The sequence below is a fragment of the Bacillus sp. SRL337 genome (assembly GCF_984799155.1).
Genome location: NZ_OZ481793.1, coordinates 1,007,535 through 1,020,045 on the forward strand (window position 1 = coordinate 1,007,535; position 12,511 = coordinate 1,020,045).

The 12,511-nt window shown below is 42.5% G+C and carries 13 protein-coding genes; 12 read left to right on the forward strand and 1 reads right to left on the reverse strand.

The features are described from left to right. Positions 1-47 precede the first annotated feature (47 nt). The 3 genes from AC4E8A_RS04910 to AC4E8A_RS04920 all read left to right on the forward strand — a co-directional run bounded on the left by AC4E8A_RS04910 (position 48) and on the right by AC4E8A_RS04920 (position 3,334). Positions 48-1,928: a cation:proton antiporter gene (locus tag AC4E8A_RS04910; protein ID WP_490197178.1), complete on the forward strand. Its 1,881-nt coding sequence runs from the start codon at positions 48-50 to the stop codon at positions 1,926-1,928. Positions 1,929-2,159: 231 nt separating this feature from the next. Beyond that, entirely contained in the window at positions 2,160-2,645 is a 486-nt protein-coding gene (locus tag AC4E8A_RS04915; protein WP_490197179.1) for an RNA polymerase sigma factor, read from the forward strand. Between the two features lie 2 nt (positions 2,646-2,647). Next, positions 2,648-3,334 carry a zf-HC2 domain-containing protein gene (locus AC4E8A_RS04920; protein ID WP_490197180.1) on the forward strand — a complete coding sequence of 229 codons (687 nt, stop codon included), beginning with the start codon at positions 2,648-2,650 and terminating at the stop codon, positions 3,332-3,334. 336 nt (positions 3,335-3,670) lie between these two features. Here AC4E8A_RS04920 and AC4E8A_RS04925 read toward each other — a convergent pair whose 3' ends face one another. After that, positions 3,671-3,805, reverse strand: coding sequence for a hypothetical protein (locus tag AC4E8A_RS04925; RefSeq protein ID WP_490197181.1), 135 nt, complete (start codon positions 3,803-3,805; stop codon positions 3,671-3,673). A 459-nt stretch (positions 3,806-4,264) separates the two neighbouring features. Here AC4E8A_RS04925 and AC4E8A_RS04930 point away from each other — a divergent pair, with 459 nt between their 5' ends. The 9 genes from AC4E8A_RS04930 (at position 4,265) to AC4E8A_RS04970 (ending at position 12,330) form a co-directional block, all read left to right on the forward strand. Further along, a complete protein-coding gene (locus AC4E8A_RS04930) occupies positions 4,265-6,037 on the forward strand; it encodes a M3 family oligoendopeptidase (RefSeq protein ID WP_490197182.1) in 1,773 nt (590 codons plus the stop codon). 312 nt (positions 6,038-6,349) lie between these two features. After that, positions 6,350-6,682: a PadR family transcriptional regulator gene (locus AC4E8A_RS04935; protein WP_490197183.1), complete on the forward strand. Its 333-nt coding sequence runs from the start codon at positions 6,350-6,352 to the stop codon at positions 6,680-6,682. Then, positions 6,679-7,536 carry a permease prefix domain 1-containing protein gene (locus AC4E8A_RS04940; RefSeq protein ID WP_490197184.1) on the forward strand — a complete coding sequence of 286 codons (858 nt, stop codon included), beginning with the start codon at positions 6,679-6,681 and terminating at the stop codon, positions 7,534-7,536. The genes AC4E8A_RS04935 and AC4E8A_RS04940 overlap by 4 nt, the downstream gene beginning before the upstream one ends. A gap of 20 nt (positions 7,537-7,556) precedes the next feature. Further along, a complete protein-coding gene (locus tag AC4E8A_RS04945) occupies positions 7,557-8,567 on the forward strand; it encodes a TolB family protein (protein ID WP_490197185.1) in 1,011 nt (336 codons plus the stop codon). A gap of 209 nt (positions 8,568-8,776) precedes the next feature. Continuing rightward, positions 8,777-9,121 carry a lmo0954 family membrane protein gene (locus AC4E8A_RS04950; RefSeq protein WP_490197186.1) on the forward strand — a complete coding sequence of 115 codons (345 nt, stop codon included), beginning with the start codon at positions 8,777-8,779 and terminating at the stop codon, positions 9,119-9,121. A gap of 57 nt (positions 9,122-9,178) precedes the next feature. Beyond that, complete coding sequence (locus tag AC4E8A_RS04955) at positions 9,179-9,829, forward strand: PspA/IM30 family protein (protein WP_490197187.1); 651 nt, start codon at positions 9,179-9,181, stop codon at positions 9,827-9,829. Between the two features lie 97 nt (positions 9,830-9,926). After that, a complete protein-coding gene (gene liaF / locus AC4E8A_RS04960) occupies positions 9,927-10,658 on the forward strand; it encodes a cell wall-active antibiotics response protein LiaF (RefSeq protein WP_490197188.1) in 732 nt (243 codons plus the stop codon). Continuing rightward, the gene (locus AC4E8A_RS04965) at positions 10,655-11,701 is read left to right on the forward strand and encodes a sensor histidine kinase (protein WP_490197189.1); all 1,047 of its coding nucleotides are present in this window, start codon (positions 10,655-10,657) and stop codon (positions 11,699-11,701) included. The genes liaF and AC4E8A_RS04965 overlap by 4 nt, the downstream gene beginning before the upstream one ends. Continuing rightward, positions 11,698-12,330 carry a response regulator transcription factor gene (locus AC4E8A_RS04970; protein WP_490197190.1) on the forward strand — a complete coding sequence of 211 codons (633 nt, stop codon included), beginning with the start codon at positions 11,698-11,700 and terminating at the stop codon, positions 12,328-12,330. Before AC4E8A_RS04965 ends, AC4E8A_RS04970 begins: the two co-directional genes overlap by 4 nt. Positions 12,331-12,511: the final 181 nt, after the last annotated feature.

The following is a 12,511-nucleotide window of genomic DNA, read 5'->3' on the forward strand; positions in this document are numbered from 1 at the left end:
TGTAAGTAAATGAAGAAAAATTCGATCCTTATTAAAGGAGACACTAAATGATTGATTCGATATTATTCAACTTGATGCTTATCGGACTGCTGGGGATCTTTTCACAGTGGGCAGCTTGGCGCTTCAGGCTGCCGGCTATTGTTGTCATGTCCATCGCTGGACTTTTGGCTGGTCCGTTATTAGGTATCATCAACCCGCAAGAGGAATTTGGGGATTTATTTAAACCGATTATTTCGATGGCTGTAGCCATTATCTTATTTGAAGGCAGCCTGAACCTGGACTTCCGTGAAGTGAAAGGTCTGGGAAGGCCGGTTTTCCGGATTGTAACAATAGGGGCATTCCTTGCCTGGGTCCTGGGATCTTTAGGAGCACATTACGTAGCTGGACTTTCGTGGGCCGTTTCGTTTGTCATTGGCGGATTGTTCATTGTCACGGGACCTACTGTCATACTGCCGCTTTTAAGGCAGGCAAAGTTAAAACCGCGGCCGGCGGCGATTTTGAAATGGGAAGGAATCATTGTTGACCCATTCGGAGCTCTGCTGGCTGTTTTCGCTTTTGAAATCATTCTCTTTTTTACATCAGAGGAAGGCGGAGCGAATACACTGCTGATGTTCTTTCTCGCTTCCCTTTTTGCGGTAGTCTTTGGCTGGCTGTGCGGCAAGGGTGTCGGCTGGGTATTTGAAAGAGGGCATGTTCCGGAATTTCTGAAGTCACCTGTGGTATTCGTAGTCGTTCTTGCATGCTTTACCATTTCTGATCAAATCACTCATGAGACAGGACTTCTAGCTGTAACGGCGATGGGGATGACTCTCGCAAATATGCATATTTCTTCCATTGAAGATATGCGCCATTTTAAAGAAAACATATCCGTTTTGCTGATCTCCACCATCTTTGTCATGCTGACGGCCTCGCTGTCGCTCGATACACTTATTGAAATCTTTAATTGGAATATCATAGGGTTTGTCCTGTTAATGCTCTTCATTGTCCGTCCATTGTCCATTTTCCTATCCACAATGGGGACGGACCTTTCCTGGAAGGAGAAGACGCTTGTCGGGTGGATTGCCCCCAGGGGGATTGTGGCGCTGACTGTATCAAGTTATTTTGCTTCGATCCTTCTTGATACAGGATTTGAAGACGCAGCCGTCTTGACATCAGTGACATTTGCACTTGTATTCGGTACCGTTGTCGTCCATGGGTTTTCAATTAAATGGCTTGCAAAGAAGCTGGATCTTGCCATTAATGAAAGGCCGGGGGTTCTGATTATTGGAGGAAGCAGTTTTTCCACTGAACTTGCGAAAATCTTAAAGGAACTCAAAACACCTGTCATGATTGCCGATTCCTCATGGAAGAGGCTTTTTTCAGCAAGAAAAGCCGGCGTCCCTTTTTTCAGGGGAGAGATCCTATCGGAACAGACAGAGTATCATATGGATTTAACGCCTTATGAATATTTGCTCGCAACAACAGAAGTCGATTCATACAATGCCTTGGTTTGTACAACTTTTATTCCTTCGATTGGGAGAACCAACCTTTTTCAGTTGTCCTTGAAAGGAAAAAGAAGCGATGATATTGAGGATCTCGTGCACACGCTGGGCGGCAGAATCCTTTTTCAGGAGGATGCCACCTGGGATGAATTGAACAAGCGGATTGAACGCGGAGATATCATCAGGAAGACCAACATAACTGAAAAGTATTCATTTGAAGCCTATTTACACGAAAGAGAAGAACATACCATCCTTCTCTTTGTATTGAAACCATCTGGGAAAATTGAGTTTTTCTCTCCGGATGGTCCAGGCAAGGCAGAGGCGGGTGACATCGTTGTCAGCTTGACCCAGCCATGCAAGGAGCTAAATAAGATTCAAGAAAAACTTGTGGAACAGCGGGAAAAGCCTTTGAAGCAGGGGAAGGAAAATAAAATGAGCCGTCAATGAGAAACCTCTTAGGAGTTTTTAGAGGGGCTCACATTTATAAAAGAAATACAGAAAACAGGCTGAACGTTCAGCCTGTTTTCTTTTTATTTTTTTGAAAAATCAGTAAGATAGATTATTTTAGATCCAGAAATAAATGATATGATTTATTGGCATATATGACGTCTGCGTCCCTAATGTTTTTTGTAACAAAACTCCTTTATCCTGGTCTTATTTATGAAAGGAGGTTGAAATGTGACAGAGTTCGAGAGTATTTACGATCAATATTTCAAAGATGTTTATTTATTTGTCCTATCCTTAAGCCGTAATGAAAAAATCGCAGAAGAAATTACACAGGAATCTTTTTTTAAGGCACTCAAAAGTATTGATCAATTCAAGGGCCAATGCAAAATTAATGTGTGGCTCTGTCAAATTGCCAAGAATACATATTTCACATATTTGCAGAAACAGAGACGATACGATGAGACCGCTGAGGTTCCAGAAGGCAGAACATGTGACAGCAATATTGAAGCGATAGTAATGAATAAAGAGGAGACTTTGCGTATCCACCAAATCGTACATAAATTAAATGAGCCATATAAAGAAGTTTTTACCCTTAGAGTGTTTGGGGAACTATCATTTAAACAGATAAGCCAGTTGTTTGAGAAAACGGAAAGCTGGGCAAGGGTCACATTTCACCGGGCGAAATACAAAATTCAAAGTAAGTTGGAGGAGGATTGAAAATGAGTGATGTACCGTGTGAGATCATCAAAGATTTGCTCCCCTTGTATTTTGATGACGTTTGCAGTGAAGACAGCAGGAAAATGGTCGAGTCACATCTCTTAGAATGTGAGGGATGCAGAAGAGAACTGAGGAAAATAGAGGAGGATATCAATATCCCTAAAGAAGAAATGGAAAAGAATCGAAAAGATGGCACAGTTGTTAAAAATATATCCACTCTTTGGGAACGTTCACGATTTAACTCTTTTCTCAAAGGCGGAGTAATTGGATCATTGGTCATTGCCCTGCTCATCCTTGGGTATTATGGTTTGTTTCATTGGGAAATCAAGTCGGTACCCACAGAAGTGGTGGAAGTTAAAGATGTTAGACTGATGGATGATGGTAAAATTGCTTATCATGCAAAGATAAATGATGATTACAGCTTGAGCACATTGAAATATCATATGGACGGGAAAGGAAACTTTTACATCACTCCTTTGCGCCCAGTTATTAAGCAAAGAAGAGAACAACCAGTTGGAATATTAGAGAATGGATATGACTTTATCGATATTGAAGACCAGGAAGCCTATCGTTCAAAGGATATACAGAAGATATATTATGGTACTCCCAAAGACAGAATCCTGATTTGGGAAAAGGGAATGGAATTGCCAGAGGCGAGCGAGGAACTAGAGGAATACTTTGGGTTTTGAAAGATAGAATCATTAACCATACATTAACTCCAAGGAAATAAAGCTATAAAGGAGTTTGGTTTCAATATTATTTTTGATTTTCAACGTTTTATTGGAGCGGAAGGTGTACGACCTCCTGCGGGATTAACGGGACAGGTGAGACCCCGCAAGCGCAGCGAGGAGGCTCACCGCCCGCCCCGCGGAGTCGTACGCCTGTAGCGGAAATCAACTATTCATTCGAGCCATATCAATTAATGTCATGGACATTGTTTACAAACTGAAACCCAGACCATAAATCTGGGTTTCCTATGTGTAGTGCAGTTGCACCTCAAGATCCTTTTCCATGAGAAACGATAGTCAGTCCTTCTTGCTTTTTTCAGTGATTAACTGCTTTACCTGATTGTAAGAAAGACCCGACTGGGAATTAAGCCTTTTAACTTCTTCGATGTCCGTACCAGATGCTGTGAATTTTTTCTTGTTTCCTTCTTTCATGAGACACCTCCATAAGCTTATGTTGTACATCCGTTCTTTGAACTATGCTGAGGGTACTGGTGAAAACGACCATTAATAGAACAATCACGGCAACGGCATAGCTTATCCAGGACAGCATGGGGTGATCGCTTGGATTATTGACGCCTATGAACAGCCCGCACAATAACTAGATGATAAACCCAATCCCTTTTTCACCCTGAAAAAGATAGCTGAAGTAACAACCATCAAAAGAAGGAAGAGGGCCAGTAGAGATAGCCCTGATCCAAATCCGTCCCCTTCCAGATAGATGAGGAAATGGCTGATGTCGGTAATGGTCGCAACGCCGATCCATCCCAGCTAAACGAAGAAAGGCATCTGGCAAAAAAATGCTTTTTCAAAAACAAAAGCAAGAATAGTCGGAAAATGGTAAACTGTACATATACATAGAAAAATTACATATTTAAAGGGGAGAATTTCAAAATGACGTATTCTGATGTCTGGGATTTGGATGTATTTTTTGAAGGTGGCAGCAGTTCGCCTCAACTAAGGGAACACTTGGAGACACTGGATAGAAAGAAAGCAGCATTTGCCCAAAAGGAGAAAGGATTTCAAGCACCGCAAGGGCAAGAAGACAGCATACAGGTAGCAGACCTGATTGAAGACGCTAAAGAAATCATGCTGTACCTTCGCCAGGCAGGAGCATTCATCGGCTGCCTCGAAGCTCAGGACATGAAGGACAGAAAAGCAAACACACTTCGCGGGGAACTGACTACAGCCAGTGCTGATTTCCAAGTATCCTTCAACAGCTTTCAGCTGAAGCTATCCGAGACACCTGAGAAAGTCTGGGGGGAGCTTCTTCAAACTGATCAACTTTCAGAATTGACATTTGTGTTGAACGAGTGGCGCGAAAAAGCCAAGGATAAGTTATCAAGCGAGGAAGAAGCACTGATCCAGGCTCTTTCAATTGATGGATATCACGGATGGGGACAGATGTACGACACGATTGTCGGCAGCATGGAAATCCCTTATGACGGGGAAATGCTTTCAATCGGACAGGCGAACAATCTGAGCTCTCATCCGGATGAAAAAGTAAGGAAAGAAATCTTCGCCAGCCTTGAAAAAGCCTGGGCCGAGAAAGAAGAACTCTTTGCGAAAACCCTGAACCACCTTGCCGGTTTCCGTTTGAATGTTTACAAAAAGCGCGGATGGGATGAAGTGCTTAAGGAGCCTCTTGAATATAACCGCATGCAAAAGGAAACTCTTGATGCCATGTGGGGCGCGATCTCAAACAATAAAGCTCCTTTTGTAAAATACCTCAACCGCAAGGCAGAGATGCTGGGCAAGGAAAAAATGGATTGGTATAACATGGACGCTCCTGTAGCAGAATCGACGTCAACCATGTCGTATAACGAAGGGGCAGCATTCATCCTGAAACACTTTGCGCGTTTCGGGACGGAGATGGCCGAGTTTGCCCAAAAGGCTTTCGAAGACAGATGGATTGAAGCAGAAGACCGTGCAGGCAAAAGACCTGGCGGATTCTGTACTTCTTTCCCATTAAGCGAGGAGTCACGTATTTTCATGACCTATTCAGGCAGCATGTCGAACGTAGCTACATTGGCACATGAACTCGGCCACGCTTTCCATTCGTATGCTTTAAGACCGATGCATACGTTGAATCGGAACTATGCCATGAACGTAGCAGAAACCGCTTCAACGTTTGCAGAAATGATTGTAGCAGACGCAGCGGTTAAAGAAGCTCAGACAAAAGAAGAACAAATCGCCTTGGTGGAAGATAAATTACAGAGAAGTGTTGCGTTCTTCATGAACATTCATGCGCGCTTCCTGTTTGAAACACGCTTCTATGAAGAGAGGAAAAACGGATTGGTATCCGCTGATAGACTGAATGAGCTGATGACGGAGGCTCAAAAAGAAGCATACGCAGGAGCCCTTGATGAGGCACATCCTCACTTCTGGGCATCAAAGCTGCATTTCTATATTTCCGGTGTACCGTTTTATAACTTCCCTTACACATTCGGTTATCTATTCTCACTAAGCATCTATGCAAAAGCCTTGGAAGCGGATGAGAATTATGAAGAGAAGTATATGGCCCTTCTTCGTGACACTGCTGTCATGAGTGTTGAAGAGCTTGCAATGAAACATCTTGGAGAGGACATCACGAAAGAGGCGTTCTGGGAAAAAGGAATCGCCCTTTGCATCAATGATGTGGAAGAGTTCTTGAGTTTAACTGAATAAACATCGATAACCGGTCCGCAAGCGGGCCGGTTTTAAATATCTTTAGAGAAGGTGCTGCTGGAAAGCTGGGGGCTATCGGCCCGTTTGTGTCGGATATCGAGCACCGTGTGTCGAATATCAACTCAAATGTGTCGAATAACAACCAACCACTGTCGGATATCGCTCAAGATTTGTCGAATTACGATATTAAACAAAGGGCGGGCCTCTCCATATTGTTCCTAGCATAAATGAAAATAAATCCAATCATTACCCTTGTAATACGATGTAAGTCGTATTACAATATGAAGAGAGGAAAATAAAGGGAGTGAATAAATGAATAAAGAATTAATGAAAGGCAGTATCGACATTTTACTGTTGTCCCTGATTTCTAAGAAAGATATGTACGGATATGAAATGGTGAAGAGACTGAAGGAAACAAGCGGTGATCTTTACAATATGAGTGAAGGGACTCTGTATCCTGCTTTGAAGAGGCTGGAAAAAAATGAGTGGGTCACTTCTTATTGGAACGAAACGGATAAAGGCAGCAGAAGGAAATATTACCGAATCACCGAGAGAGGGGCAGAAGAATTATCCCTTAAGCTGAAAGATTGGCAGGCAGTACACCGCCTGATTGATAAGACGCTTGGAGGTGCAGGTACGGAATGATGACTATTGAGAAGCATATCAATAGTGTTTTGCAGCATGTGGAAGGTACTCCTGAAGAAAGACAGGAGCTTGTTGATGAAATGAAAGATCATTTATTGTCTGCAAAGGAAGAGTATATTGAGCAAGGCTATTCAGCAGAAGAAGCGGAACAGAAGGCAATCGCCGACTTTGGCGGGGACGTTGAAGTCGGCGGCCAGCTTCAGGAAAGCATCTCCCCCCGCCGTAAAGACGTGCTGATAGGACTGGGGATTTCCACCGTTGTATTTGCCGTGAGCGTCTTTTTACATGGAGTCATCGAAATAAGTGAGCCTCATCCGATCTGGCTGGCCATTCTATTCAGCCTTGGTGTGTTTATGACTATTGCGGGTTTTTATCCTTCAATTGCAGCCGGCCGAAAAATTTTGATGACCATTTTGTTTTTTTTCTATTTTCCCTTGGTTTTTTGGGGGCTTTTGATTATAGATACCACAGATAATTGGTATAAAGGGCCGCTTGAAATCGTAGCAGGAATCATTGGTTTGCTTATAATCATTTCACTGTTTATGACCTTAGTAAGAAGCGGCAGTGCAGTAAAATTGGATAGTGCCACGAGAAAGAAAAGGGTCATTTTCCATACGATAAATATCCTTCTCGGAATTGTCATCGTTCCATACTCTTTCATTTTTGGAATGGGCGTTCTGATTTTTGGAGGAATGAACCCGCTGCTTCTTGTTTCTTTCGGGTTAATTTTACTTTGGTCCATTTCCTATTGGGCTCAAATAAAGTACTACCAGAGGCGTACTTTCATTTCAATCGGGTTTCTATCCGCTGATTTTCTTGCCATCTTTTTGGTTATTTTAAAGTACATCAATTAAGCCGCTGAAGGAGGGATAAGGTGAGAAAGAAGAAATTCCTGATAATGATTCTTACTTTTAGCGGTGCTGTTTTGGCCTCGCTGTTGATATTCAGCAATATGTACCTTGCAGAGGAAGAGATAGGCAGTACTTATCAAAGCGGCACTTTGGCAGCTGCTAAAGGGAAAATTGCTTTTGTAGTGAATGATGATGAAGAGAGGAAGTCCCTTATTCTTGCAAATGAAATGACAGGAGAAGTTGTCACGCTGCTGAACGCTCAAAAAGGTGAAGAGATCAAGAATCCAGAATTTGATGCAAAAGCGAGGAAATTAACTTATCTAGTAAACTCCCCAGACAAATCATCACTATACTCAATTGATCTTGACACCCATGAGACAGATGAGCTTATGACAGAAAAGGCACCTGTTCCCGATGCAGTTAAAACGGAAGGGGAAATTTATTATGTAAAAGGAGAGTTCCAGCATGAAACCGATGATGGAGATCCTTTTCATTACTATGACCTGTATGCCTATGATCTTAAAACGAAGGTCAGCGAGCGCATTACCGAAAAAAATGCTTTTTTCATTTCTTCCCTCATCTATGACCAAGAGAATCAAAGACTTTTTTTCAACATGCACCACTCCGAGAGCGGAAATCCGTTTGAAGCTGATCAAAGCTTATATGAATTTTCTCTTCGTGACTCTTCTATCAAAAAAATCGATACAAGAGTGAGAGATGTTTTTGAAATGACCTATTCTCCGGAACGGAATGAGCTGGTGTTTAAGGGCATTGCCAATCCTGACTCCGATTCCTCGTTTAAGTATGAACTGTTCAGCTTGAATCTTGAAAATAAGCAAACGAAAAGGCTGACGTTTTTAGAAGCCTATACGGAAGACCCTGCCTTTTCTAAGCACGGACAGGAAGTCTACTTTTCGTATAATGATAAAATTCCAGGGAAAAATGACTCAGGCTATGAATTGTATAAACTTGATAGAGAGACGCTAGAAGCAGAACTAACAACCATTCAATTCAACATGGACCAGGGTGATTGAACCCGGTCTTTTTTTTGTCGTATTTTAACCTGTGTCCACTCCCGATAATTCACAGTCCTAATTCTTCTAAGCCTCAGGTCTTAGTTGAAAATAAAGCTCAGGCTCGTTATGAAATATATACAGAAAAGGTACGATAGGAACATGAAAACGAAAGAACAAAACATTCTTTCGGAAACAGGCTGAATACTCAGCCGTAAGGAGGAAGGAACATGAAGAAATTTGGTTTACTGGTTTTGGGAGGAGTCGCTGCGATTGTGCTTTTGGCTAATATGGGGCCAATGATCGGCCTCGCGATCAGTCTCTTGATCCTTTATTACTCATTCAAACAATTTGTAAAGACCGATTCGACTTTTGCAAAAGTCATCTGGGCTATCATCGGGCTTGCAGCACTTAGCGCATCAGCTTCAAACTTCCCTGCCATCATCGGCATTGCAGCCATTTACCTGCTATATGTCGTCATCAAGCAGTGGAGACAAGAAAAGCCTGAGATCATCGAAAGCGATGACCCCTTCACAAACTTTGAAAAAGAATGGGCAAACCTGAAAAATAACTAAATGAATTAAAGAGAAACACGTATAAAATGGGTGAACATAAAAAAGGAGAGATAAAACATGGGAAACTTATTCAACCGATTAAAAGACTCTATTACTTCAGATTTTCATGAAATACTTGATCAAAAGGAAAAGAAAAACCCAATCGCAATGCTGAACCAGTACCTGCGTCAATGTGAAACAGAGGTGGAGAAAGTAAGAAAGCTGGTGGAACGCCAATATCTATTAAAACAAGAATTCGAAAAGAAATATGCCGAAACCCGAAAGCTTGCAGACAAAAGAAAGTACCAGGCAGAAGTTGCTTCACAGGCCGGTGAAACAGAATTATATGAATTTGCCATCCGTGAACACGAACATTTTTCTGAAAGAACCGAGCGAATCCAACATTCATTGAATGAAGCTGTAAGCGGACTGGAAGAGCTTGAGAAAAAGTATGAAGAAATGAAACATAAACTGAAAGATATGTACATCAAGCGGATGGAATTAATGGGACGTGAAAATATTGCCCGTGCCAACCATCGAATGAACAAGGTCCTGGAATCTTCAGAGGGATATTCAGATAAATCATTCTCCCGTTTTGAAGAAATGGAAGCATATCTGGAGCGCCTTGAGCATGGAGTGAACACATCCTATTATCGCAACAGCATCGACGGCAGGATCGCCCAGTTGGAAAAAGAAATGAAAAAAGAAGAAACGCATTCTATTTCATAGTCAAATCATGGTATTCTAAAAAGGCGCAGTCTTCTGCGTCTTTTTGGGAGTTTTAGATTCGAAACCTATAAAATTTAATTGAAAGGAGGATTCCCCCATGCTGAATAAATTCAGGACGGAACGATTCAGCTGGATACTGTTGATCGGCATCATCATGCTGCTGTTTGAAATGTCCTTTTATGATGGGGGAGTCGTTTTCTTTCTGCTAACCACTTTTGGATGCATATACCTGGGAAGAAAAAGGCTTCCGCGTACATCAGGGAAACTATTATTTTGGTTTGGGGTCATCAGCCTGTCCTTGACCATCCTCAATACGATGGCTTTCAGATTCTTTTTGCTGGCTCTGTTAGTCATGGTCATCCTCCGTTTTGCTGATTCAAAAAAGAATCCTGCTAAGGTGGAACCGGAGATAAAACAAACCATTCATGACGGGGAGGAACCTGTATACATTAAGAGGGCGACCCTGCAGAATGTCTGGTTCGGACGCCAGCAGACATCAGAAAATGTATATGAGTGGAATGACATCAATATACAGGGCGGTATTGGCGATACGATCATTGATTTGGGGAATACTGTACTGCCGAAAGGGACATCCGTAATCTCTGTGCGCCACATACTGGGAAATATCATCATCAAGGTTCCTTATGATATTGAAGTGAGCGTCCATCATAATGGCTTAGCTGGCGCAATCACTATTTTTGACAGAGTTGAACCAAGATCATTTAATCAGTCCGTTTATTATCAAACTAACGACTATGATCAGGCTCCAATGAAGGTTAAAATTATTACATCTCTGGCTGTTGGAGATCTTGAGGTGAAAAGAATATGAGTATTCTTAAACGCCAGGTTCTCTACAGCCTTACTCTATCAATCGTGTTGCTGGTCGTGTTTACAGTCATTTTCACGTTCATCTTTCCTCTCCCCGATTGGCAATTTTTTATCAGAAAAGAAATCATGGACATTCCTTTGATTGTTTATATCCCTGTCATCACGATGATTATAGGCTTAACAGGAGGATTCTCGACAGCCCTGCCTTTAAGAAAGAAGCTTTATGAAATTCAATCAGGGGTTTCGGACGTCGAACAAGGACGCCCTATTGAACCAGGAAGAATGTTTAATATTGCTGAATTATCAGGGGTGTGGAACGGACTAATTAAAGTTCAGGAACAAAACAATAGAAGGACAAAGCAATCGCAAAAGCTCGTCAACGAGAAAGCGGAGGAACAGGAAAAGCGGATCCAGGAAATCGTCTCGCAGGAGAGAAACAGGCTTGCAAGGGAGCTCCACGATTCAGTCAGCCAGCAATTGTTCGCCGCGTCCATGATGATGTCAGCCATCACAGAAGTAAGGTCTGTGGAAGCAAATCCAATTGAGTCAAAACAGCTGAAGATGGTTGAAGGGATGATTAATCAGTCGCAACTAGAAATGAGGGCGCTTCTTCTCCACTTGCGACCCGCAGCTTTGAAAGGAAAGACCCTGCAGGAAGGGATTAAAGAGCTGTTAGTTGAATTATCTAACAAGGTACCTATGGAAGTAGACTGGAAAGTGGAAGAAATCAATCTGGATAAAGGAATTGAGGACCATCTATTCAGGATACTGCAGGAGTCTGTATCAAATACGCTGAGACATTCTAAAGCAACATCTTTGGAAGTACTCTTGATTGAAAGAGATTCTCTTGTCATCTTAAGGGTGATGGACGACGGCGTTGGATTTGACAGTGAAAAAGAGAAAACCGGCTCATATGGCCTGCAAAATATGCAGGAACGCGCTTTGGAGATTGGCGGTTCGTTAAAAATTGTCAGTGTGCCAAATAAAGGAACCAGACTTGAAGTGAAAGTTCCGCTGGTGGAAATAGAGGGTGGTAAAGGATGATTAGAGTACTATTTGTGGATGACCATGAAATGGTAAGAATCGGGGTCTCTTCTTATTTGACGGCCCAGAAAGATATCGAGGTGGTGGCGGAAGCGGACGATGGCAGTACTGCGATTGAGCTTGCACTGGAACATAGACCCGATATTATATTAATGGACCTCGTCATGAAGGAAATGGATGGCATCGAAGCTACCCGGCAGATTGTTGAGAAATGGCCGGAAGCTAAAATCATCATTGTTACAAGCTTCCTGGATGATGATAAGGTGTACCCTGCTTTAGAAGCTGGTGCCACAAGCTATATGTTGAAAACATCAAAGGCAAGTGAAATTGCGGATGCGGTTCGGGCAACCTACCGGGGCCAGACTGTCCTAGAGCCGGAGGTCACTGGGAAAATGATGATGAAAATGAGGGGGAAAGTCACATCGCAGCCACACGAGGAATTAACAAACCGGGAAATGGAAATCCTGCTGCTCATGGCAGAAGGGAAAACCAACCAGGAAATTGCGGATGAGCTGTTCATTGCCTTGAAAACGGTCAAAACCCATGTGAGCAACATTCTTGGCAAATTAGATGTTGCTGATCGGACCCAGGCAGTCATCTATGCTTTTAAACATGCGCTCGTTGAATAAATCAAGGCTGTCTCATCCAGGTGATCGCCGGAATGTGACAGCCTTTTTGTATTGTAAGGGATTTTTAAATTCACCTGTGATAGTCATCTTTAGATCAAGCGGCTATCCTGGCAAGTCGCATACGCACACCTGCCAAAAGGGCTGAAGGCAGCCTTTTGGCAAGCTTATCTAATACCTTGTC